Annotated in this window: 18 protein-coding genes; 9 read left to right on the top strand and 9 right to left on the bottom strand. The window is 54.0% G+C overall.

Annotated elements, in window-relative coordinates; translation table 11 throughout:
* The first annotated feature begins 11 nt into the window (after nucleotides 1-11).
* The 3 genes from GOV88_RS17420 to GOV88_RS17410 all read left to right on the top strand — a co-directional run bounded on the left by GOV88_RS17420 (nucleotide 12) and on the right by GOV88_RS17410 (nucleotide 2,919).
* Nucleotides 12-1,073 (top strand): sugar phosphate isomerase/epimerase, encoded by a 1,062-nt coding sequence (locus GOV88_RS17420; protein WP_171241214.1) that lies wholly within the window; start codon nucleotides 12-14, stop codon nucleotides 1,071-1,073.
* On the top strand, nucleotides 1,070-2,200 hold the full coding sequence (locus tag GOV88_RS17415; protein WP_171241213.1) for a Gfo/Idh/MocA family protein: 1,131 nt from the start codon (nucleotides 1,070-1,072) through the stop codon (nucleotides 2,198-2,200). Before GOV88_RS17420 ends, GOV88_RS17415 begins: the two co-directional genes overlap by 4 nt.
* Before the next feature lie 350 nt (nucleotides 2,201-2,550).
* Entirely contained in the window at nucleotides 2,551-2,919 is a 369-nt protein-coding gene (locus tag GOV88_RS17410) for an SMP-30/gluconolactonase/LRE family protein (protein WP_371808265.1), read from the top strand.
* A gap of 757 nt (nucleotides 2,920-3,676) precedes the next feature.
* On the opposite strand, the gene GOV88_RS17405 is transcribed toward GOV88_RS17410, so the two are convergent.
* Nucleotides 3,677-5,734 carry a DEAD/DEAH box helicase gene (locus tag GOV88_RS17405; protein ID WP_171241211.1) on the bottom strand — a complete coding sequence of 686 codons (2,058 nt, stop codon included), beginning with the start codon at nucleotides 5,732-5,734 and terminating at the stop codon, nucleotides 3,677-3,679.
* A 354-nt stretch (nucleotides 5,735-6,088) separates the two neighbouring features.
* Between GOV88_RS17405 and GOV88_RS17400 the strand changes: the two genes are divergently transcribed.
* Nucleotides 6,089-6,691 carry a substrate binding domain-containing protein gene (locus tag GOV88_RS17400; RefSeq protein ID WP_256368403.1) on the top strand — a complete coding sequence of 201 codons (603 nt, stop codon included), beginning with the start codon at nucleotides 6,089-6,091 and terminating at the stop codon, nucleotides 6,689-6,691.
* 826 nt (nucleotides 6,692-7,517) lie between these two features.
* On the opposite strand, the gene GOV88_RS17395 is transcribed toward GOV88_RS17400, so the two are convergent.
* A complete protein-coding gene (locus tag GOV88_RS17395; protein WP_171241209.1) occupies nucleotides 7,518-8,120 on the bottom strand; it encodes a hypothetical protein in 603 nt (200 codons plus the stop codon).
* A gap of 470 nt (nucleotides 8,121-8,590) precedes the next feature.
* Entirely contained in the window at nucleotides 8,591-9,544 is a 954-nt protein-coding gene (locus GOV88_RS17390) for an SDR family oxidoreductase (protein ID WP_171241208.1), read from the bottom strand.
* Between the two features lie 161 nt (nucleotides 9,545-9,705).
* On the opposite strand from GOV88_RS17390, the gene GOV88_RS17385 reads away from it, so the two are divergent.
* The 3 genes from GOV88_RS17385 (at nucleotide 9,706) to GOV88_RS17375 (ending at nucleotide 12,373) form a co-directional block, all read left to right on the top strand.
* A complete protein-coding gene (locus GOV88_RS17385; RefSeq protein ID WP_171241207.1) occupies nucleotides 9,706-10,596 on the top strand; it encodes an AraC family transcriptional regulator in 891 nt (296 codons plus the stop codon).
* Nucleotides 10,597-11,465: 869 nt separating this feature from the next.
* Nucleotides 11,466-12,227, top strand: coding sequence for a tyrosine-type recombinase/integrase (locus GOV88_RS17380; protein WP_254449262.1), 762 nt, complete (start codon nucleotides 11,466-11,468; stop codon nucleotides 12,225-12,227).
* Nucleotides 12,224-12,373, top strand: coding sequence for a hypothetical protein (locus GOV88_RS17375; RefSeq protein ID WP_171241205.1), 150 nt, complete (start codon nucleotides 12,224-12,226; stop codon nucleotides 12,371-12,373). The genes GOV88_RS17380 and GOV88_RS17375 overlap by 4 nt, the downstream gene beginning before the upstream one ends.
* 225 nt (nucleotides 12,374-12,598) lie before the next feature.
* Here the strand turns inward: GOV88_RS17375 and GOV88_RS17370 are convergent, their stop codons facing one another.
* The gene (locus GOV88_RS17370) at nucleotides 12,599-14,971 is read right to left on the bottom strand and encodes an autotransporter outer membrane beta-barrel domain-containing protein (protein WP_254449261.1); all 2,373 of its coding nucleotides are present in this window, start codon (nucleotides 14,969-14,971) and stop codon (nucleotides 12,599-12,601) included.
* Between the two features lie 607 nt (nucleotides 14,972-15,578).
* Between GOV88_RS17370 and GOV88_RS17365 the strand changes: the two genes are divergently transcribed.
* The gene (locus tag GOV88_RS17365; RefSeq protein ID WP_171241204.1) at nucleotides 15,579-17,189 is read left to right on the top strand and encodes a hypothetical protein; all 1,611 of its coding nucleotides are present in this window, start codon (nucleotides 15,579-15,581) and stop codon (nucleotides 17,187-17,189) included.
* A 591-nt stretch (nucleotides 17,190-17,780) separates the two neighbouring features.
* On the opposite strand, the gene GOV88_RS17360 is transcribed toward GOV88_RS17365, so the two are convergent.
* Genes GOV88_RS17360 through gntH form a run of 3 tightly spaced genes read right to left on the bottom strand, consistent with a single transcriptional unit; the run spans nucleotide 17,781 to nucleotide 22,070 of the window.
* The gene (locus GOV88_RS17360; protein ID WP_171241203.1) at nucleotides 17,781-19,064 is read right to left on the bottom strand and encodes a HupE/UreJ family protein; all 1,284 of its coding nucleotides are present in this window, start codon (nucleotides 19,062-19,064) and stop codon (nucleotides 17,781-17,783) included.
* Nucleotides 19,057-20,868: a hypothetical protein gene (locus GOV88_RS17355; protein WP_171241202.1), complete on the bottom strand. Its 1,812-nt coding sequence runs from the start codon at nucleotides 20,866-20,868 to the stop codon at nucleotides 19,057-19,059. Before GOV88_RS17355 ends, GOV88_RS17360 begins: the two co-directional genes overlap by 8 nt.
* An 8-nt stretch (nucleotides 20,869-20,876) precedes the next feature.
* The gene (gene gntH / locus GOV88_RS17350; RefSeq protein ID WP_171241201.1) at nucleotides 20,877-22,070 is read right to left on the bottom strand and encodes a guanitoxin biosynthesis MBL fold metallo-hydrolase GntH; all 1,194 of its coding nucleotides are present in this window, start codon (nucleotides 22,068-22,070) and stop codon (nucleotides 20,877-20,879) included.
* A 184-nt stretch (nucleotides 22,071-22,254) separates the two neighbouring features.
* Here gntH and GOV88_RS17345 point away from each other — a divergent pair, with 184 nt between their 5' ends.
* Nucleotides 22,255-22,797 (top strand): TetR/AcrR family transcriptional regulator, encoded by a 543-nt coding sequence (locus GOV88_RS17345; RefSeq protein ID WP_171241200.1) that lies wholly within the window; start codon nucleotides 22,255-22,257, stop codon nucleotides 22,795-22,797.
* A gap of 209 nt (nucleotides 22,798-23,006) precedes the next feature.
* Here GOV88_RS17345 and GOV88_RS17340 read toward each other — a convergent pair whose 3' ends face one another.
* Nucleotides 23,007-23,183 carry a hypothetical protein gene (locus GOV88_RS17340; RefSeq protein ID WP_171241199.1) on the bottom strand — a complete coding sequence of 59 codons (177 nt, stop codon included), beginning with the start codon at nucleotides 23,181-23,183 and terminating at the stop codon, nucleotides 23,007-23,009.
* Nucleotides 23,180-24,181, bottom strand: a 1,002-nt coding sequence (locus GOV88_RS17335) for an integrase (protein ID WP_371808263.1), incomplete at its 5' end; no start/stop codon positions are given. The genes GOV88_RS17340 and GOV88_RS17335, both read right to left, overlap by 4 nt.

Below are 24,181 nucleotides of genomic sequence, written 5' to 3'. Positions count from 1 at the left end.
GGGAGGCTGATATGCCGGGTACGATCAAAGGACCGGGGTTATTTCTGGCGCAGTTTGCGGATAATGTTGCTCCGTTCAATTCGCTGGGATCGATTGCGGAATGGGCAGCGGGTCTGGGGTACAAAGCCGTTCAGATCCCGACATTTGACGGGCGGCTGTTCGATCTGGACAAGGCCGCAGACAGCCAGACCTATTGCGACGACCTGCTGGGCACCTGCCGCGATGCGGGCGTTGAGGTCAGTGAACTGTCGACCCACCTTCAAGGCCAATTGGTCGCCGTTCATCCCGCTTACGATCAGTCCTTTGACGCCTTCGCGCCCGAGACCGTGCATGGAAACCCTCGGGCGCGGCAGGACTGGGCTGTGGACCAGGTCAAGAAAGCCGCCGTCGCTGCACGGCGCATGGGGCTGGATACGACCGTCAGCTTTACCGGATCGCTGGCCTTCCCCTATCTTTATCCGTGGCCGCAACGCCCGCAGGGTCTGATTGAGGAAGCTTTTGCCGAGCTTGCCCGCCGCTGGCGTCCGATCTTCGATGCCTATACCGATCAGGGCGTTGCCATTGGCTTTGAAATCCACCCCGGGGAGGACGTGTTTGATGGTGCCACCTTCGAGATGTTCCTCGACGCCGTAGACGGGCACGAGGCCTGCCAGATCAACTATGATCCCTCGCATTTCCTGCTGCAGCAGATGGATTATCTGGAATTCATCGACCTCTATCACGAGCGCATCTGCGCCTTTCACGTCAAGGATGCCGAGTTCAACCCGACTGGGCGGCAAGGTGTCTATTCTGGCTATCAGGGCTGGACCAATCGGGCCGGCCGCTTCCGCTCACTTGGCGACGGACAGGTGGATTTCAGCGCGATTTTTTCGAAACTGACGCAGTACGGCTATGACAGTTGGGCGGTGCTGGAATGGGAATGCTGCCTGAAATCCCCCGAACAGGGGGCCGCCGAGGGCGCGCCTTTCATCGCGCGCCACATCATCGAAACCACGGACAAGGCCTTTGACGATTTCGCAGGGGGCGAGGTCGATCAGGCCATGATCCGATCCATGTTGGGGTTGGGCCAATGAAAACGTTGAAACTGGGTATGGTCGGGGGCGGGCAGGGTGCCTTTATTGGTGGCGTCCACCGCATCGCCGCCCGACTGGATGGACAATGGGACCTGGTGGCGGGGGCACTGTCATCCGACCCGCAGCGTGCGGAAACCTCGGCACAGGAGTTGGGCATCGAACGGTCTTATTCTGATTTCCGCCAGATGGCGCAGGCCGAAGCTGCCCGTGACGACGGCATCGACGCGGTGGCCATCGTAACGCCCAACCACATGCACGCGGACCCGACCATCGCGTTTCTTGAGGCCGGGATTCACGTCATTTGCGACAAACCATTGGCGGCCACGGCTGAGGATGCCGCACGGATCAAAACTGCAGCCGAAGCGTCGTCTGCGCATTTCATCCTGACCCACAATTACACCGGTTATCCGATGATCCGTCAGGCGCGTGAGATGGTGCGGACGGGCGATCTGGGCAAACTGCGGCTGGTGCAGGTGGAGTACGCGCAGGACTGGCTGACGGAACCCGCCGCGTCTGACAACAAACAGGCCGACTGGCGCACCGATCCCGCGCGATCCGGGGCAGGGGCCATCGGGGATATCGGCACCCATGCCTTCAATTTGGCCCATTTCGTAACGGGTGAGGTCCCCTCGCATCTGGCAGCAGACCTGTCCAGCATGGTTCCAGACCGGCAGGTGGATGACAACGCCCATATTCTGCTGCGCTATGCCAGCGGCGCGCGGGGAATGCTATGGGCCAGTCAAGTTGCCGTCGGCAACGAAAACGGCTTGCGCCTGAGGGTCTATGGTGATCGCGGTGGGCTGGAATGGTCGCAGGAACATCCAAACCATATGCACTTCACCCGCTTTGGACAGCCCACTCAAACCCTGACACGCGGCGGTGCCGGAGCCTCTGATGCCGCCAACGCAGTCACGCGCGTGCCGGGCGGCCACCCTGAAGGCTATCTGGAAGGTTTTGCAACGCTTTATGCCGAGGCCGCCGCTTTGATAAGAGGAGACCGAAGCGTCGACTTGCTGCCCGACCTGCAAAGCGGGTTACTGGGCATGGCGTTTATTTCCGGCGCGCTGGAGTCTTCAAAGAAAGATTCTTGCTGGTACCGTTTTCCTTCGAATGTTCTGGATTCCTGAAAATTTGCGCCAGCTTGCCGATAAGGGCAGAAATTCCCGTAATCGTCTTGTAGCTAGCTCAAGGCATTGTACGTGGCGTTCGATCTAGGGAAGAATTGCGAATAGGATCAGTATGAAGCGGCCTTGGACGCTCAGAAACCAACGATGGTTCTGATGTGAAATTCGATCCTGAGTGTCGAAATCATCATAGCGTAAGCTGAGCGTCTGGCCCCGCGTCAAGCATTCCCGGAAAGTTCAGCGGTGCGTGTTGGGCCTCGACCGTCAGTTCACGGTGCCCTGACAGGTCGGGCTTGAAACCGACCCCGCTGCCTGAGGTAATATGATGGCGCCACTGGCCTCCTAGCGAAGTCATCGGGAGCAGTATCGAGACCACTCAGCCCCGGCAAAAGTCCGAGTTCGTTGTGTTCGGCAAGGACGAAGACGGCATTCCTGACGGTGCAAGCGTCGATACCGAAGGCGATGTTTGGATCGCGGTACCCGGCGACGCGCAGGTTGAGCGCCGCTTGCCAGATGGGTGTCTGGATCTGGCCGTGAAAACACTGGCCACGTATCCGACTGTGTGGGCCATTGGCGGGGAAAATCGGGATCAACTTTACATCACCACGCAGTCAAAACATCTGGACGCCATGGGGCTGGCCGACAACCCCGACGAAGGCACTCTTTTTGTGGCGCAGGCAGACTATCAAGGCCTGCCCGAAACACCGTTTGAACCGAAGTGACCAAAGACCTAAAGCTACACAAAGACAGAGCAAAATTGATCGAAGCTGTTGTCCCTAAGTTTTACGCCACCATTCTTTGAACGGCTGCATTCCGGGTTCTCAAAATATGCGACCATGCACTAGGGCCTGAGGACGAGATTAGCCAAGCGGAGCCAAGGCCGGTATCAAGCCATCTACAAGATACAGCTCGACAGTGGTTTATGTTGTGCTTTGAGATACGGAGGCCCTTCCGGCGCCGCATAGCGGAACAATCTGCCTTGGTACCTCTATTCGCTGAGTATGGTGTCCACGGGATGCGGCGGTTAACATGATTGACAGATCGGTATAATTGGCCGCCTTGAAATTTGGCGTGGACATCATTCTCTCGCTGCCCAGCCTATAGGATCTGTCAGTGTATTCCCGATCGCCAAAGTAGCGGTTTACTGGCCCGGAGACGACCGCTGACGACTGGTTTCAGGGTGGCTGAAGGCGGTCTCAGGTTCTGGCGGGTGGGGGGGCACTGTCGTTCAGGTCTAGTGTCGCAAAGGACTGTTAAGAGCTCAAATTGCTAACTGCTGGGCTCTACATGAATAACTACATACCGGCGATATCGGTGATTTCCAGAAAGTTGGTTAGGGTCGCGTTGGATTCAAATTTTTACCTTAAATTGCTGCCAAAAGACGTGGACGTGCCGCATGGGCATACTATTGTGGTTTGCCTGTGCGAAGAGACACATTCGATATCTTCTCCCAACACCTACCGACAGGTGTCTGAACGCTCAGCTTCTCTTTGAAGGCTTGCGGAACGGTCTTGCTTCTCCGCCCTTGCCGTTTCTGTGTTTTGAACGAGATGCGTTGGAACCTTTGTTTTTAGCCTTGTGAAGCGCTTTTCGTGCTCTCAGAGATTTAGATGAGTCAGAGGCGTTCTCGTCATGTTTTTGCCCCTTCTTTCCCTTCGCGGTGGGCTGTGATTTTTCCGTTCCGTTCTCGCTTGTCCGCTGCGAGCGCAAAGCATTTGCCTGCTTTGGTTTGTCTTCTCTAGCTTGCCTATCCGATGTGCTTGCCGCGGGCTTTCTTCTGTCCTTTGGGCGTTCGGACGCAATCTGGGCATTTTGCTCTGAGCGTTTGGAGGTGCGCGCAGCATTTGACGGTTTGCCTGACCCAGGCCTTTTGTTCTTGGCAGCGTCGTTTGATGAATGTGGTGCCGCAGGTGGCCCCTTAGGCGAGGCATCGAAATCTGGTGTGCCCGCCAGCTCAGTCAGCGTCGCACCTTGCTCTATGGTGAGTTCGGCACCCAATTCTTTTTTCATTGCAGGCACTGCATCATTGGCAATCTCGACAAAAGTCTCTTGGTATTGAACGCGGATTGCGCCGATGGCGTCTTTGGAGAGACCCGCATTGCGGCACAGCATTGGCAACAACCAACGCGGCTCTGCACGCTGTTTGCGCCCCAAGGAAAGTGAGAACCAAGTGCTTGGCCCAAACGCCGCGCGCGTTTCAGATTTGCTTTTTTTAGTCTCTGACACCGTTCCCAGAATCTCCGGCGCTGAGTGGCGCTCTCGGTAGAGGCGCAAATAGGCTGCCGCGACCTGCTCTGGTGTCCTTCCCTTAAGCAGCCGTTCTGCAAAAGCCGTTTCCTCGACGCTTGGCAGCTCATCTAAGGCAGGATTGGAAATGATGCGCGCCTCTTCCCGAGCGAGCACCTCATCCGCTGAGGGAGGGACGCCCCATTCGGCCTCCAACTTGGCCGTTTTCAGCAATCGTTGCGCCTTCGAGCGGTGCCGTCCTGGTACGATCAAGATGGACATTCCTTTGCGCCCGGCGCGGCCCGTGCGCCCCGAGCGATGCAGTAAAGTTTCCGCATTCGACGGGAGATCTGCATGGATCACCAACTCCAACCCTGGAAGATCAATGCCACGGGCGGCCACGTCTGTCGCAACGCAGACCTGCGCGCGCCTGTCACGCAAGGCTTGCAGTGCATTGGTGCGCTCTGTCTGGCTGAGTTCCCCTGAGAGTGAGACGACAGAAAAACCCCGATTGGAGAATTTTGCGGTCAGACGCGCAACCATGGATCGGGTATTTGCAAACACGATCGCGGTTTGTGCGTCGTGATAGCACAGCAAATTGATGATTGCTTTTTCGATATCTGACGGGGCTACGTTCAAGGCGCTATAGGTAATGTCCGAATGCTGTGCTTCTGCGTTTCCAACCTTGATCCGCTGCGCGTCTTCCTTCTGGTAAGTCTGGGCAAGCTTGGCGATTCCTCGCGGAACAGTGGCCGAGAACATCAAGGTGCGGCGGTTTTCAGGCGTTTGGTCAAGGATGTATTGAAGGTCTTCGGCGAACCCCATGTCCAACATCTCGTCGGCTTCGTCGAGAACGACAGTCCGCAAATCGCTCAGATCGATGACGCCACGTGAGATATGATCACGCAGCCGTCCGGGTGTGCCGATCACGACATGCGCGCCGCGCTCAATCGTCCGGCGCTCGGTGCGGGCATCCGTGCCACCGACGGCTGACGCAGTGACTATTCCGGCCTCGGCAAACAGCCAGTCGAACTCTCGCCGGACTTGCAAGGCCAGTTCGCGCGTGGGTGCGATGACCATGGCCAGCGGCACGGCTGGTCGGTCCAACCGACCGTGCTTGTCGAGAAGCTCTTTCGCCATCGCCAGCCCGAAGCCTACGGTTTTGCCAGACCCGGTTTGCGCAGAGACAAGCAGATCTTTTCCCGCCAGCGCTTCATCTGACACAGCCTTTTGTACAGGCGTCAAGCCGCTGTAGCCTTTTTGGGAAAGTGCTATGGATAAGGTTTTCGGAAGGTCAGAGAAATCTTGCATGGGTCACCAAATGCCGGGAAAGACCTGGCGATAGTGGTATTTGGTGCGGATGTATAGTCCGTAAACTGCGTTTGAAAGAGAATGTGTCAATCACAGGAAATGGACTTTTTCACCCGCTCAACCGATGGCCGCCGTGAGAGTTTTGATTAAACCAAATTCGAAATCGTACGTTTGCCGTTAGCACGCATTTGAACAAAGGCTTCATGGGTAGTGTTTTCCTTCAAGGTGGGGCATTAGCCGTGCACGTGCCTTGCGCGCCTTTAAACCTGACTGGGTGCCCGTTTGCTGAATCGGACAACCCAAAAGATTAGCCTGACGGAACCTGGCCAGACGTATTTTGAAAACGCCCGCAGGATGATAGAAGAAACCCGCCCGATCGAAGGCCGACTTCATGCCATCGGGGACAGACCTTACGGCGAATTGCGCATGAGCGTTCCAGTCGTCTTCGCCCATGGATGCCTGAACCACTGGTTTCCCGAATTTCTTGAGCGCTATCCCGATGTCACTTTGAACATCGACGTCTCCGAGCGACGCGCCGACATGATTTCCGAAGGCATTGATCTATTGGTGCGGATCGGAGCATTGCGACCGTCGGACTTCATCACCCGCGAGTTGTTCAAGGCCAGACGTCTTACTGTCGCCGCACCGTCTTACTTGGAGCGCAAGGGGCTGCCGATCCATCCCAGTGATCTGACCAACCACGATTTGATAGATTTCACAGCACATGGAACTTCGCAGAGCTGGACATATCCCGGGCAAAATTCTGAAACGATTAATGTTCCAATCGCTCCCAAGGTTCGCTGCAATGACGCGCAAACCGAGAAAGCATTTGCGCTGGCGGGTCGCGGCATTACGCGCCTACCAGAACTTGCTTGCCAAAAGGAGAATTCGAGAGGCTTTTTAGTTCCGATCCCGGAAGAGTACAGCTCGCCACCCGCCGGAGTGAATGTCATCTAAGCAAGCCGCTCAAATTTGCCGGCTAAGACCCGTGCAATGATTGATTTCTTGGCAGAATAGAGTAGCAAGTGTTCCCGTGACGGCGCATAAATTTCGCTGCGCGAACGAATTCCTTGGCTTTGGTACTTTTTTTGACAGCGGACTTTCAACGGAAATTGTTGAATGGCAACTATGTCCGCAGGGCAGTCATTCATGCCTGGCGTAGCGAATGGCGGCTTCCAGGAAAAAGAAAACAAAGCGGAACTCCGCCGGCAACCCGCTAGGCGCCGCCGAGGGTTATGTCTACGAGGGTGGTCTTCGGTTGACGACATAGCGGTCTCGTAATCGGCCCTCCAGCGGTCGACCTAGCGGTCAGAAGTGCCCCCGAAACCGAACCAATTTCTCGGGCTTCGCCAAAAAGCTGTGTCTAATCCTCGCACGGCAAGGATTCCTACCACCCCAGCCAGTTCATCAGGACATGGAACGAGACTAGGCACTTGGGATTAAACCCTCCGAGAAATGCCCCCGTTTATGCCCCCGTTCAGATCACACGCGTCTTGCTAGTTTGTCTTGCTGTCTGCACGTCAGCGGTGACCTCCCCCAAACAGAGTGAGAGGCCGATAGCAGTCATGGCTGAGTAACGTCGGATATAGGATTAAGTAATTGAAAACGAATGATAAGTGAGAATGCTCAAAGTAGCAGCGGCCAAGACTAAACACCACTCACGGGTTACGCTTGAGTCGACACGCACCGATGTTTCTATTGGGTGATGAAGGCTTTGTACCGCTTAAGTTCGCGGCGTCTGCATCGAACCGAGGCTTGGTCGAACCCTGGTGGATAAACCAGTTCAGTCTCCTGTACCCAATTTAGCCAGGATAGAGGCCCGCATTTCTGCAAAAACCAGATTCCCTTTCAATTCTTCGATTTTTTTCCGCCGCCATTCCACCCCTTTGTCATGAAGAGCTTTGATCTCTGGATCCGCGAGCAGCGCATCCATTTCCGCCAGCATGCGGTCACGGTGGCGCAAGATACTGGAGTCCTTGGCGCCTGATCTATTCATTTTTGCCCAGTAGTCCATGTCCATTGTCTGCCTATAGTGGTTGACTCGTCCTCGGTCACGCTTAACGAGGAACGCGTCGACAGACCCAACAGCGTAATGGTTTATCTGGGCCACCTCATAGGAAAAGCTGCTGACTGGGCGCGTCAGGTTGTCGTCCTCCCCTAATATCCGCCCGTCGGGTGACATCCAGACGAAATCGGCACCCTCCACGACAATAGGGCCGTGGGTGCCGAACCGCTCGATATCATTGGTTGGCCGGAACAGCGTTTTTGCAAATCTGTTTTCCATGCCGCCGTCGCCGATGGAACGTTCACTATCAAAGAATGTGTTGGTAACCAGCTGATCGGCATATTCGATTACATCGCGGCACCCAAAAAGCTTCCAGGTCACAGGAATGGAAATCGAACCAACCTAGCTTTCTTCAAAAACAGTGAACTAATACGGAACAAAGCTCGCGCCCCTCCGCAATAACGGTGGTGAATTTCTGCAGACTTCGCATACACTCGAAAAGTGACATGGCCCGGCCTCTTCGTCGGAAAGAGTGGGCGGCGTTCTTAAATGGGTTGTTGAGTGATCTGCCTGTGCATTGTTTTTCCGGGCAGCAATTTCGGGGAGTGCTGCTTTGAAAGATAAAAGCATTGTTATTAAAGGGGATTACTGCGAGAGATACCTAAAACACGCCATCCATCCACCCCTCGTGAACGATGTCTATTTCAGGAAGCGATTTCCAGCCTTCCTTCAATGAGTATACAAAATGGACCACTCAGGTGGGGCTGATCACCAAACCTCCCACATGCTGCCCAGCGGACCAATGTCCGCTCTCTGAACTGGTGCGCTGGTAGCTGACTTCAATCAAGAGGTCAGAGTTTCCACTCGAACCCAACAGCTTTTTCAGACTCCTCCCAAAGCCGTGTCATGACAGCTTTGTCATAGGCGTGAGCGTTCAGCGTGCCCTTGCCGACCGGGCCGACCGCTTCCATTCGGCCCGTCGGGCCGTAGAGCGCCCGTTGCTCGGTCAGGGCCTCTTCTGTCGCGCACATGACCTCTGGGTATGAGCCCTGTTCCGCAGTCTGTACCATCGGTGTCTTGGTCATCAGCCACCAGATGAACCGCATCGTGCGGCTGCCGCTGGTGGTTATCAGCGATGTGGCTGATGAGCCGGGATGACAGACGAAGACCTCGACTTCTCTGCGCCCTGCAGCGGCCAGCCGGTCCTGCAGCTCATAAGCAAACATCATCTGCGCCAGCTTGCTCTGCGAATAGGCGGTGTTCGCTCCGTAGTCCTCATCCCAGTTCATGTCGCCAAACTTGATGGTCTTGAGACCCATGTTGTAGCCGAGGCTGGCGACGACCACGATCCGGCCTTTGCTTTCTTCGATGCGATCAAAAAGCAGACCATTGAGCAGAAAGTGCCCGTAGTGATTGGTACCAAGCTGGCTTTCGAACCCGTCGACGGTCAGCTTGCGCGTCGGCACCTGCGCGATGGCCGCGTTGTTGATGAGCGCGTCGATCCGAGGCATCGTCTTCAGAACCTCTTCGGCAGCCTCGCGCACGCTGTCCAGGATTGACAGGTCCATGCGTATGTAGCTCACGTCGGCTTTCGCGCCGAATTCCTGTTTCAAGCCCGTGATGGCCGCCTCGGATTTCTCGGCTGAGCGGTTCAGCATCACCACCTTGGCGTTCTTCTTCAGAAGAATGCGCGCGGCTTGAAAGCCTGCGCCAGCGTTGGCGCCAGTGATGATGTAGGTCTTGCCTGACTGGTCGCCGAGGCGCTCGGGTGTCCAGCCTTTGGGTCCGAATGTCGTATCTGCCATTTTCTGTCTCCTGCCGGCCCAAGCTGGCGGTTTAAGGTGTTGTTGCTTGAATGCACAGATAGAACCTGACTGGGCACGGAAACAGGCGATATACTCTCGATTACTTGCCCAATCGTCTCAGCCCCATTGCAAAGATGAAAGTCCTCTGCCAGCTAGAGTGCATGAACAAAGACCAGATCAAAGACCTTATCGAGCGACGTCTGCCAAAGGCAGGCCTCGTCGATACCGCGTTGAAAGGCGTCCAGCTTTTCCGGGTGACCGAGGCCATGCCCTGCGTGCCTGCTGTCTACGAACCCACGGTGGTGGCTATTCTCAGTGGCAGCAAGGAAGCTGTTCTGGAGGGTGAGCACCACGTCTATGGCAGCGACAAATACCTGCTGTGCCCCATGACTTTACCGGTGGAGGCGGGCACGCCATTGGCGTCCAAGGACGATCCTCTGCTCGGCGTGGTGATTACGCTGGAGCCACGGATGATGCGCGAGCTCACCATGGAGATCGAGGCCGCCGCTGGTGGCAACAAACAATTGCGGGATGGCGCGCCATCGGCTTTGGCATTGGCGTCCTGGGATAGTGGTTTCACGCAGGCATTGCTGCGGCTTCTCGATCTGCTCGACAATCCGGTTGAGCTGGAGGTGCTCGGGCAGGGGCGAATGCGCGAGTTGTGTTACGCGGTGCTCATGGGCGAGGCCGGGGCCTCCGCAAGACGAGCCTTTGGCGTCGGCAACGAAATCGCGCGCACCATCGACTACGTCTCAAACCACTTGAATGAAAAGGTCACCATCGACGATATGGCCGACCACGTCGGCATGAGCCGGGCGGTCTTCCATCGGCGTTTCAAAGAAGCCACGACAATGTCTCCAATACAGTTCGTGAAATCTATGCGGCTGAACAACGCCGCCATGAAGATTGCCGAAGGAAAGACCGTGTCGGAGGCGGCATGGGACGTAGGTTATCAAAGCTCGTCTCAGTTCAGCCGGGAGTTCAAACGGATGTACGGCCAGTCGCCTCGGCAATGGAGCCATGCGGCGCAGGGGCCCGAACGAATGGCCTAAGGTGCAACAGTGAGCTTACGTTTGAGACGAATGTCCGTTTGAGGTGGTGCTACGGTCATTAGGTGCGTTGTACCGAATGATGGATTTGTCCGCACCCCGGTCATTTAGCCAGTCCGCAACCAACAAAGTCTGTTTTGAAGAAAAAACAAAGTGAGCACCCGCGGCAATCCGCTAAGGGCCGCCGAGGGTTTAGCCCCAAGTGCCTAGTGTCGTTCCATGTTCCGATGATCTGGCTGGGGTGGTAGGAATCCTTGCCCTCCGATGATTGCTAAGGGCTTTTCAGCGAAGCCCGAGAAACTAGGGCGGTTTCGGGGGCGGAGCGGATGTTCATGTCTTACGTAGCGAAGGACTTGTTAGAGCCCCATTTGTTTTGGAACACCGTTATGTTTGAGAAACGGAGGATCGAGAATGGCGAACAAGAGACATAGAAGCAGAGCCTCAAGACCGGTGACCGCAACACCGCCCGCGTCCGAGCCGCTGAAGTCAATGCGCGGTTCGAGACACTGGTTGAACAGGTTCGGTCGCAATCAGAGGAGACTCTGTCTGCACCGGAGACCAATGCTGACGTTCCCGATTGGGTTAACCGGCCAGAGACGTCTCTCGTCCGTCTCCGGGCCACTCTGGAGGATTCTGGATGCAATCTGGAGCGGTCCAGCTTCGCCAGACCAACTGCACCGGTAAGGGTGCTGGTTCGAGACCTGAGCCGTGCTTATCTTAACAAGCGCAGTAATGAGCTAAGACCCAGCGGGTTCAAATCGGTCCGATACTCTGTCGGGTTATTCACCAGTCGATATGGTGACCAGTCGGTTTGCAGTTTATCCAGAGCAGATGGAAGAGAGTTTCTGTCCGCAATAGCCCAACTGTCTCCAATGATCGGCAAGTCAGAGCGAACCCGTGGGCTGACCCTGGACCAACTGGTCGCGTACTCGTCTCGGGGGTCGGTGACTATTACAGCCAGAACCCAGCGGCGTATCTGGTCTCAGGTCAACCACTTCCTCGACTGGGTGGTCTATGAGGGGCATCTGGAACAGAACCCCTTCCGAACCGTTCTCTTCGATCGCAAGGTGCGCCCTCAACCTTATGCCGTACCGACTGACGATGAAGTAGTGCGATTGCTGGGAGCCAAAGACCGGGAGTTACATCCAGTTCTGCTGACCTGCCTATTGACAGGGATGCGAGCGGGGGAAGCGGTCGGGTTACTCCGGGAAGACCTCGTGGCCAAGGGCAACCTCGGGTGCTTCGTTCATGTTCAGCCCAACGAACTGAGACTGCTGAAGACCGACGCGGCGGAAAGACTGGTTCCGGTTCACCCAGTGCTGGATGAGACCTTCCGGCAGTTACCTTCATCTGGTCCTCTGTTCCCTGACCTTACCGTGGCGCATGTCACCAAGGGGTTCGCGCGGCTACGACGGCGGCTAGACTTGGAGCGACCGGGACTGGTGTTTCATTCGACTCGCAAGTGGTTCATCACCCAGTGCGAACGAACTGGTGTCCCTGAGCACTTCACTGCTTCTCTGGTTGGTCACCAATCGGCACGGTCGGAGAACGGGATCACCTACGGCATCTACTCGGCGGGCATTAGTGACGAGCAACGGCGGTCGATCGTCGATCAGATACGGCTTCCGGTATGACCTTCCCTGACATCGACGCGTTCGAGGAGCGAGCTGCTATCGCTGAATACGATGGTGGTTGCACCCGTAAAGCGGCGGAAGACTTGGCTGCTCGGGCTCAGGGGTTTTGTGATGCTGAAGCCTACTGGCAGTGGTTGGCGGACTAAGTCGTCAACCGTAGACCACCCTGACAACTAACCCTCGGCGGCCCATAGCGGGTTGCCCGGGGGTGCTGACTTTGCTTTCTTTTTTCTAAATGCCGCCACTCGCTGCGCTAGGCATGAATGACTGCAATGCGGACAAAGATGGCATCCACAAGGCTCACTGAAAAATGTCCCGACATGGTTGTTGGCCAGTTTCCTGCCTAAAGGAAAAACAACAGTACTGCCTTATCAGAACCGAACGCTTAAGTTTGCACCGAGGCCATGCTCTTGGCCGTTGGAGCGAACTGAGTAGCCATATCCTGCCGCTAGTCTCGCCAGATCAGAAATCTGATACCCTAGCCCTAGACCAAGCACGAAGCCATTTGCCCCTCGGTTTTGTCCGACTTGTGTGAACGTGCCAAATATCGGGCTCGTTACAGTGATTTCGTGCTCACTGTCTTTGTTGGCAAAGAAGTCATATTCATACCGGGCAAAGGCGATTGGGGTTAGCAAACCACTCTCTGTCAAGAAGTCGCGTTGATAATCAACTCCAATGGAAGCGACCAGGGACTCCGCGTTCGCTTTTTCAATTGAGTAGTTGAAATCACCACCGCCAGTCTCGGAGCCTGAACCTTGTTGAATACGCCCGTAGTTCAATCCAAAAACCGTAGAGACCCTTGCACCGCTGTCCAGGTTAAGCAGCTTCCGTGCCTGGATACCGGCGTGAATTCCTTCTTGGTCCAAATCAGACTTTGCCTCGCCTCCCGTAAAGCCATCAACAGAAGGGTTATTCCGGTTGGCGTCCGTTTCGCCGAACATGTAACCGATCAGCCCAGAGAACTCCCATGTTCCGTTTGTTGTACGCCCATAGACACCCACGTGATAGCTGTCGGTCGAAAAGTCCTGATCGACTTGATCGTGCTCATCCATGGAGGACGTCCCGAAGCCCGCATAGACGCCGACAACTCCTCTATCGGTACTTGCGACATCCGCTCCGACCAAAATGGTGCCCAGCGAATAGTCGAATGTGCCAAGGCCGTTACTTCCATCAACGTCCCCGCTCACATAGGCCGTGTCGATCCACCAGCGCCGATCAGAGCAGTCGATTGCGCCAGTCGGGCTCTGGGCCGTGTCGATGCCGCCTGATGCAACGGGTTGATCCTTGTTGCTGAAGCCGACCGCTTGATATTTGCGGCAGTCAGCGTGGCTCAGAACTGTGTTGGTTATCAGGTCTAATTGCTCAAGCCCAATGGTCAAGTTGGAGGAATAAGGTTCGGCGTGCACACGGTTAAACCCAGCCAGACCTGAATTGGTAAGTGTGTTTACGGCATTACCCAACGTTGACCCATTGGTCAGATTGGTTCCGGGTGACATGTTTGTGGTGTTGGCCACCGCGCCAGCCAGATTGCTGGCATTTGACGAATTGGTAACTGCTGGGTTCTGAGGTAAGCTTGAGACCGGTTGCGCCGTGAATGCTATATCAATCTGACCATCTGTGGTCGGCGTGTTGGCTATCGTCAAATTAGACAACGCAGGAAGAGATCCTCCTGCAACAAGCGTCGGTGAGTCTCCATCAAACCTGGAAGCCCGAAAAACAGTGTAATTGTTGCCAGCAGCATAATCTTGTGCAGTCAGACCAGGTTGGGCAGCCTCTACTTGAATTGTGGCGCGGTTAATTCCTGTAGCTGGCCCGCTGGATGACACCAAGTCAGCTTTCTGCCCGGCCATCGGATCGACTTCAGTTAAGAGCCGTGACCCAGTTTCAAAGGCGATTCCGCCACTGTTGTTGAGTGTACCAATTGAAAAGCCTGGCGAAAGCACCCCGCCGTTCTTAACTGTGAAGTTGAATGCGTTCACGGTTCCCGTTCCGGCCAGCGTGCCAAAGTTCTCAAAATTTACGGTGTTCAAACTGCTTGCCGCATCAAGCCGAACGGTTGTACCTGCGGCTATCGCCAGATCGCTGGTCGAAGAAATCGAACTATTCGTCAGCGTGAAGTCAGAAGCCTCTGCAATCCGGGTTTGGATAAAATACGCCCCGAAAACCACCTCGGTCGCTCCCATAACAGTCAGGTTGTCATAGGTTAACGGTCGGTCAGACTGGAAGTAGACTTCAGTGGGGTCGATATTCGCCCCGTTGAATGGAGCGAATGTCATTGACCTGCCGGAACCGATCGACGTTCCAATTAGGTTCACTCGGAGCTTCCCGTTGATGTTTGTCGCCAAGGCTTCTCGGGAAACAAAGTCTCCGCTGCCCGCCGCGACATCAACATTCAGAAGAGTTAAAACTGAAGCATTGCTTGGAACGGTATTTTGGCCGGGAACGTACAACTCAATTTCACCTGAGGACGTGATTGAGGAGTTTCCAATTGTTAGTCCTGTAATGGGCCCGTTTGGGATCGGAAGGCACGTGCGTTCCGTCGTTGAGATTGTTTGATTAACGCGAGTGCTTTCAGATCCAGAAGAGTACTCTATCCGAGGAGAACCCAATTCTACGCAGGCTTGCGAGCTTTGAGCTTGCGCGTCGTCCGTCACCAACACAAAAGCCAAGGCTCCCAGTGTTGAATTAATGAAAACTGAACGCTGAGCATGTTGTGCCGTCGGTGCCGAGCTCTTTGTTTCCATCACCTTTCTCCTCTTATTCCATCGGTGAGAGTACACCCAAATGTGATACACTGTGAGTCTTTTGGCGTGCTCGAAAAAAGTTGAACGATTGACTGCTTTGGGCTCGAAGCGGCCGTTCGCTGCAGTCTACTTCGACGCCCCCAACCGCCAGCACCAGCGACCAGTCTTCAGCACCCGGAACAGTTGTCGGCGGTTCTGTCAGCGCCGGTGGGCGGTTCTCTAGCGGTCAAAATGCCCCAGTAACCGCCCTAGTTTCTTCTGCTTCGTCAAAAAGCCGAGTCTAGTCATTGTACGGCAAGGATTTCTACCACCCCAGCCAGTTCATTCATACATGGAGCGACAGCAGGCGCTTGGAGCTAAACCCTCCGAGCAATGCCCCCGTTTATAAGTTAGGAGCTAACGAATTTTTCGTGTAGCGTCCGTGGTTCCGTGATCTTGAGAAGAGACAATTCAAACGCAGAAATATGGCATGGCGGCTACACTGCCGAAAAACCAATGGTCTTCTTTTAGGATCAAGCTTGTTTATCAAATTGCGCTAGGAATACGTTTTACCGAGCACCTAAAGCTCGATTTCATCTCCTGGTATTTTCATTTTTTGGTATAGTGCATGACTAAATTGAACGTTCTGACAATTGGCGCTGGCTTGCTGATTTGTTGTGGATTTATCTTTTCTAGAATCGCTGTACCGGTCTTGTTGGACGATGGCTTCATTGTTGACACACTGTTTTATGGAAATCTTGGCTGGCGTGGGTTCAACGGGCTGCACCCGGTTCTTGACTATCCTCATCATTATGGTGGAGGTTTCACTTCTTTCATTGTTTTGGCATTTAATTCTTTTGGACCGACTTTAAAAGCGATTGATTACACATACGTATTGCTGTTCCTTTTTGCATTTATTTTTGGATCAACTGTACTGCTTGGACGCGTCTCAATAGATAACGCCATTATTCTTCTCACTTGCTCAGCCGCTATTATTCTCGGTGTTAATTGCATCGAAGATGGCTTTATAGACATAATCAGCCACAGCTTTGCGTATAACCATATCGCAATCTGCTTGATGATGTTTCTAACTGTTTTTGTAGCAACAACCTCAAAATTAACGAAAATTCTTGAATTTTTGGTCAGCCTTTTCTGCGGCGGCGTTTTATTTTTTCTTATGATTATGAAAACACCTTTCTTACTGTTTTCGCTGTTCTATTTTCCAGCTTTATGGGTAAACAGAGGTAAGAAAGTTTCTTTTTATACTCTTCTGGGGTTTGTGTCGGCCATTTATCTCTTTGATCCCGCTTTGACGCGAACAATCGTGTCGACTGAATTGCTATTTTCCAATGACATTAGAAGTGCGGCAGGAGGAATACAGGGCCGCGTCCTGCACGGGATTTACATTGTTCTTGCGGCGTCCCCAATACTTCTTGTTTGCGCGTCAAAGTGTTTAACGCTCTATCGCAACGACCCCACTGGAACGTCAAATTTCATATTTGCACTATCCACATGCACCCTCGGATATTTGGCCGCCTGCCTCTTTATGAATGGTTATGCCTACTTGAAACTGATGCCGATATTGGTTGTGGTGTTGCTGCTTTTGTCGGAGCGTATTCGCGCGAGCAGCGCAGACACTTCCGCTTCGTCGGACCTAGTGGCCTTGGTTCTCGCAGCGCTGATCATTGCGCAAGGCGCGGTCGCTTCGATAAATTACGTCCGGATTTCTTCTGAACTGAAGGATTATTCCCTGATCGAGAAAGGTCCTGTCTCTATGTATGTGATGCCATATTTTTCGCCGGGAGAAAAAGCCGGGGATACGCGGGAGGAAAGACTTTCAAATGCATCAGAAGCTTTGGCCGCTCGGAGAAAGAACGGTGAACCAGAGCGCGGGGCTGATTCCTATGTTATTTTTGCGGACGGCATTCAATTGCTTCAGTCTGTGCCGGAAGTTCAATCTAAACGTATCGTGTCAACCGGTGGAGGATATGACTTCACACTCGCATTGGAAGCGCCACCTGTAGTCAGCTATCCTGTTTGGCCTTGGGACCGTGAAGGATCCGCTAATTTTCTGGATTTGGATGATGTAGACATCGTTTTGGAATCCTTGGACCCTTACAGAGCCAATGTGTTTTCGAGCGATGCGATGGCCAAACTTGAAGACGAGTTTGAACTATGCCGGACGTCCAAGTTCTTCAAAATGCATATCTCCAAAAACACCGGTGAAAACTTTTGTTAACCATTTTTTAGTGGATATTACCCAAACTCCAGGGTTTCGCCTTCGCAAACCACAAAAAAGGGTAACCATGCTCACGGTTTTACCGAGCGGCCATGCTCATCTCCAACCGAATGTGTGACTGCCATCGGCACTTCTGGCCTGATGCAGGTAGACCGCTCCAGATTTAACAACAAGCGCCTGCTGTCGTTCCATGTTCTGAAGGACTGGCTGGGGTGGTAGGAATCCTTGCCGTCCGATGATTGTTATAGGCTTTTCCAACCGGTGGCCGAAACTGGGGCGGTTCCGGGGGCATTTTGCGGAGCGAAGCGATGGCGGAATGAGGGCGAAGGACGAGTGAGTACGGGGCATTTGACCGCTAGATCGACCGCTACGGGACCGCTAGAGAACCGCCCACTGGCGCTGAGACGACCGCTGACGATCGTTTCCGGGTGCTGACGGAGGTCGCTGGTGCTTGCGGGTTGGGGGTGAGCGGATGTTCATGTCTAGTGCAGCGAAGGACTGGTGGGAGACCAATCTGTCTTATGCTGGGGAACAGCCGAATGTCCGCTTTTCTCCCAGGTGACCATCACGGCACGCGCCATTGCAATAACCTTAAGTCAGCGTGGAATAAACCTCGGCAACTCGCTGAAAGGTCCAAAAGCAGGCGATAGCCGCACATCCACCGGCCAAGCTCACTCGTAGGGACATCCACAAACTGGAGTTCACGCGCCGACACATTACCAAGGCAGGCCAGAGTACAAGAACAATTGCAACTTGGCCAAGCTCGACGCCAAGATTGAATGCAAGCAGGCTTTGCCAGATGTTTGGGGATGTAACCTGCAAAATCTTGTGCAACACAAAGCTAAACCCAAGCCCGTGCAAGAGACCAATCATCGTTGTCAGAAGCACCATCGTGATCTCAGAACGCGCGTTGTCCTTGAAACTCATAAACGCCGCTGCGGCTGCAAAAATGATAGAAAGCGCGATTCCGGTTTCAACGGCAGGAACAAACCAAGCGCCCGATGGCACAAACCCAAAAAACCCCAGCGACAGCGTTACGCTATGCCCAACGGTAAAGCCAGTCGCACGCAACAATAGTGCCCTGAGTGTCTGCGCTCCAATGACCAAACACACAACAAACAAAACATGATCCAACCCTTCGAGGATATGTCGTATACCTTCCCAGACAAAACTCAGGAATCCTCCATACCCCTCTTTCTGAACCACCAATGGTTCAGTCATCAGGCCCCGAGATCGGAATATCTGCGGTGTGTCCGACGCGTAGTCGAGAATGAGGTTGGCCGTTTGATCCTGATCCGGCAAGCCGGGGTCCAGCACGTTGGCAATGCTGTATGATTGGACCGGGCCGTCAGTGTCATAATGCAGGACGAGATCGACAATTGTGTCACCAACAAAAAGCGGTGGCAGAAGGGCCGTTTCGGTGTCCACGGCCTGTTGAGCTTCGGCCAAAGTTGCAAATCCGGGCTCACTTCCAACGCGATGCAAGCGAACGGACTTAACTGTTCCTCTTAGGCGCTGATTGTCGACCAACAGATGCAACCCACCTTCGGCGAATTGCCCCAGCCCATTGGGATCGTTCATGACAGCTTGCAAGTCGACAAAGTGGACCAACTGACCGTCGCTCATGGCATTGGTCGTGAATGGTGCAGCTTCCGGCAAGGCATCACCATTCTGATCACCGACCTTATCTGCAACCAGATAAGGCATGGGCGTACGGATGTAGACACGCAGACTGCCTTCGGAATGCTCGACATGCGAAATTCGAACGTTGAGGTTTAGTAAAAAATGCGCCGAGGCTGACAGCGTCAGTGACAAAAGCACTCCGACAAACAGAGCGCCGAAAGCAAAAACCTTTGGTCTTAAACGCTCATGCATTTGGATCTCGGGCCTCGATTACAGTTAATCCATCCAGCTTCCATTGCCCTGACTCAGGTATGACCTCGGCCAGCACCCGGAACGTAACGGCGCGTATATGGGCGTGTCCCCAATGACCGCCTTGTGCTTTCACTGTCCATTTGGTCAGGGCACTAAATCCTCCCGGCTTGAGGGTCGGGTTAATGCGCTCCAATTTCAGGTCGCTGATATCGGTAACTGTAGCAAGATTGCTTCCTGGCGTTCGGATCACGAGACCACGTTCCACCTCTGTTGCGATGTCGCCCAGAGACGCTGCCGTCACAATGTGGGCCAGCTCTGCCTTTCTTGCTGCCGGCGAAACTTCCAGAGTAACCGTGTTCAAGTTTTCGACCATCGAGCGCAGTATATCTTCCGCAACCTGTTGCTCAGGGGGCTCGGGCTTATTCCAGGGTAATTCCGGCAAATATCCCGAAAATACAAACGTTGCCGAAGCAGCGGCAACCATAGTCACGCAACTGGTACGCTTTGCGACTTTGCCTCTGGCTAGCAGGAGAAAACAGAGTGAGGCGGCACTGATAATCCCGGCGATCAAAGCCACGGCCGGGTTCTGCCGTTTCTGCTGTTCAACTGGAATCTGAGTAACAGATGCTCTTTGGTATTGGAGTAGGTGGTTCTGCCAGTGAAACTGGGGGTCCGCTGGTGTCACAGCTCCAAAGAACGGCCCGGCGATATCGTTTGAAATGGTCGCAACGCGGGAAATTTCCTCGTCAAACATATCCCATGTGACTGTCACCTGATCGGGAAGTTCTGCCGATGAGAAAGACAGGATGGCGCCGATAAATGCATTGTTCACGGACACTTCCTTTTCAGGCTCGACAACCTGAAAACCCTGCGATGTTAGCTCGAGGAGTTTTGCGGTTGCGTTTGACGGTTGCACTGATTTGCCGTCAATTGTCACCGGGTTACGTGAAGCCAGGAAGGACGCCGCCTGGTTTATGATCAAGGCGCTACGCTGTGGCGAAAGCGTTTGTCCCACTTCCGTGGTTTCACCAATCCAAGGCGCCAGTTCACGCAAACGGATCAACGTCTCATGCCGAACCTCACGAGGTTCGATGTAGAGAAAGGTGGATGTCCCGCCCTGAGCTTTTCGATTCAGGCTTTCAGCAGAAAAGCGGCTATCCCACGGATCAGGCCAGTGAATCTTTAACTCTGCTGGCTTTGACAAGAAGCTGAAATCCGTGACCGGAACCTTACGGTCAAAAACCTGCATCCCGATAGTCGCAAGTGGTTCACCATCCCGCGATGGCGGCACTATGGTCAGCTCCTTGGGAACTAAGTTTTGAAACGGAAAGAACACTTCCGTGAATAATACGCGCGGATCTTTTGGCGGGCTGGGAACAACTTGCCCCGAGAATGGATCGCGCTGACCTGCAAGCGGCGAGGCCCGGTCTATGCGCGTTCGGTATTCCACCTTTCTGATATCAGCGTTTAGGGCCCGTTCGTCGCCTGCAACAATCGAAAGCGCCCGGCTTTCGGCTTGCGCATAACCTTGATTGGTATCTTGTTCAGCCTCCGGCTCACCCTCGACGAAATCCGATGACCAACCGATTGGCAACATATCCGCAAAGAACGGAATATCTTCGACATAAATCTCAAGGTCGATGTAAACCCCATCATCTTTGACATGAAGGACAGCAATATTGGGTGCGACTTCCGAACCGTTTGTCAGAACGACATCCGCCGAAACGGCCTGTGCACCTGAGGCCATCAGGCCCAGCATCAGGAATAGTCGGTACAGGTACTGCCAAATCGGAATTTTGTTCACCCTGAAGGTTAATTATCCGGCATTGGCGGTGGGGTGTAACCCTCCCATTTTCCCGCATTGACTTTGTCAGACGGCTCTTTTTCTTTTGAACGCGGGGCATTGATGTACTCGTCGCTCACAGCGGGTGGCAACGCATAGTCATCAACACTCGCTTCCCGAACAACGATCTGGTCCTTGGTCACGTTGATCACCTGTAGATCTCGTGCGAGCGTCAGAGGCCCATCGTAAGTCGAACGGACGCCTTCCATAATCGCCTGATAATTTTCTGGTGAAAGAACAGAGTGATATCCGAGGGCCATACGCGGCTCGACCGCAGACATGACTTTGCCAAAGGCCGCAGGTTCGGTATGAACGCGCGTAGCTACATAGGTAGCCTGTTTCATGTCCCACCCGAAATACGGGGCCAAAGCATCAGGTGGAAGAAACGCCTCGTGAGAAGCGATGTCCGCCCCTTTGGCATATTCTACATACCATTTGTTTGGGTAAGTATCTCCGCCAAAGACGTATTTCAGTCCATTCCATTCCAGAGAATAACTTACCGAGCCATCTAAGCTGTGGATCGCAGGCCAAGACCGGATCGTGACGTCGTTCTCCTGATAAACGATCTCGTTTTCCTGCATGTAATCGAATTCAGTGACTTCAAGCTTGGCGCCGTCATCGGGCAGTGCGCCCGTTCGCGTGGCCAAGTCCCAGGCGTAAGCTTTGGACATGCCATCAACATAGGCTTTAGTGCCCAGTTCATCTTCTGATCCGGACGGGCCGAAGATGCGGAGCGGGGTATATCTGCCTGAAAGCCACCCCCCAACGTGGAGGCCCATGAAATCTCCAACGTGGTCAACATGCAAATGGCTGAAGAAGACCTTGTCGATCTTCGCAAAGTCCGGTCGCAGCGAGAACAGGTTTCCCGTTGCGCCAGTTCCTACGTCAAAAAGAAAAACGTCCCCATTCCCAAGTTCCACATAAAACGAAATCGAGACGGCTGCCTTGGTTTGGTTTGGCATACCCGTCCCCAATGCCGTGATACGCATTTCATCCGTGCCAAGGATTTCAGTGTTGGGAAAGTATGACGCTGGATAAACACCATTTTCTATTGCAGAAGCAGTTCGACCAGTCGGCAGAGCATTTTGCGCTGAAGCGGTGCCAGCCAACGACAAACCCAAAGCCAATAGTGCGCCAGTCGTGGAATTCATAATGCTTTTCATTGATCCCCCCATTTCTGCATGGCGTTTCTGAGAGCACGATGTCGTGAACTCCCAGTTGCCCATAGACTCCTCTACGGTATGACCATAGACTACTCTATGTCAAATAATGAATGCTATAATCTGAATGTCAGAAACTGCCACCCGAGCCTCACCCAAAAACGCCGCGACCAAGGAAGACTGGATATTGCTGGCCTACAAAGTCCTCAACGAGGGTGGCGTTTCCGCGATAAAAGTCGTGCCAATGGCAAAGCGACTGAACCTGACAAGCGGTAGCTTTTACTGGCATTTCAAGAACGTCCGTGAGCTTTTGGATGAGGTTCTCAGATATTGGGAGCAGGAACTGACTGACAAAGTGATCGCACAGGCAAAGACATTTGGCGGTCCCCCGGAAGACCGCATTCTTCTTCTTATGAAAAAGGTCATAGAAGAGGACGCCGCCTTGCCGGATCACGCTGTCTCAGTGTGGGCGAACACCGATAAAAAAGTGCGAGAAGCGTATCAAAGAACCATCGGTAAGCGCTTCCAGTTCGCTGCCTGGATGTTTGAACAGGCCGGGTTTTCGAAAGAAGAAGCAAAAGCGCGTGGAAGATTGATGGTGACTTCGCTAATGGGAGACTCTTCGACCGGTCTGAAAGCGCAAGGCGATTGGGGAAAGGTTATAGAGCGGGAACATGCAATTCTTGTAGGAAAGAAGAAGACAGAAAAAGAAAGTTGCCCGGCATTGTAAGCTTGCTCGAAACGGACAGACAATTTTTAATTGCCCTGTAGAAACAGCTCACGCAACAATGCCAGAAGCCGACGTTCAGTCTGTGACAATCAAGGTCCGCTTCGTCCGCAAAGCGGTCATTCAGCCAGCCTTCAACCAACGTCCACTTCAACGAAAAGAAAACAAAGTGAGCACCCCGGCAACCCGCTATGGGCCGCCGAGGGTTATGTCTACGAGGGTGGTCTACGGTTAACGACATAGTCAGCCAACCACTGCCAGTAGGCTTCAGCGTCTCGGAACCCCTGAGCGCGAGCAGCCAGATCTTCCGCTACCTGACGGGTGCAACCACCATCGTATTCAGCGATAGCAGCGCGTTCCTCGAACGCATCAATGTCCGGGAAACTCATACCGGAAGCCGTATCTGATCGACGATCGACCGCCGTTGCTCGTCACTAATGCCCGCCGAGTAGATGCCGCAGGTGATCCCGTTCTCCGACCGTGCCGATTGGTGACCAACCAGAGAAGCAGTGAAGTGCTCAGGGACACCAGTTCGTTCGCACTGGGTGATGAACCACTTGCGAGTCGAATGAAACACCAGTCCCGGTCGCTCCAAGTCTAGCCGCCGTCGTAGCCGCGCGAACCCCTTGGTGACATGCGCCACGGTAAGGTCAGGGAACAGAGGACCAGATGAAGGTAACTGCCGGAAGGTCTCATCCAGCACTGGGTGAACCGGAACCAGTCTTTCCGCCGCGTCGGTCTTCAGCAGTCTCAGTTCGTTGGGCTGAACATGAACGAAGCACCCGAGGTTGCCCTTGGCCACGAGGTCTTCCCGGAGTAACCCGACCGCTTCCCCCGCTCGCATCCCTGTCAATAGGCAGGTCAGCAGAACTGGATGTAACTCCCGGTCTTTGGCTCCCAGCAATCGCACTACTTCATCGTCAGTCGGTACGGCATAAGGTTGAGGGCGCACCTTGCGATCGAAGAGAACGGTTCGGAAGGGGTTCTGTTCCAGATGCCCCTCATAGACCACCCAGTCGAGGAAGTGGTTGACCTGAGACCAGATACGCCGCTGGGTTCTGGCTGTAATAGTCACCGACCCCCGAGACGAGTACGCGACCAGTTGGTCCAGGGTCAGCCCACGGGTTCGCTCTGACTTGCCGATCATTGGAGACAGTTGGGCTATTGCGGACAGAAACTCTCTTCCATCTGCTCTGGATAAACTGCAAACCGACTGGTCACCATATCGACTGGTGAATAACCCGACAGAGTATCGGACCGATTTGAACCCGCTGGGTCTTAGCTCATTACTGCGCTTGTTAAGATAAGCACGGCTCAGGTCTCGAACCGGCACCCTTACCGGTGCAGTTGGTCTGGCGAAGCTGGACCGCTCCAGATTGCATCCAGA

The sequence above is a fragment of the Ruegeria sp. HKCCA5491 genome (assembly GCF_013034565.1).
In the GTDB taxonomy this organism is placed as follows: domain Bacteria; phylum Pseudomonadota; class Alphaproteobacteria; order Rhodobacterales; family Rhodobacteraceae; genus Ruegeria.
The sequence above is the reverse complement of the archived record's forward strand: the minus strand, read 5'-3'. Positions and strand labels throughout refer to the sequence as shown.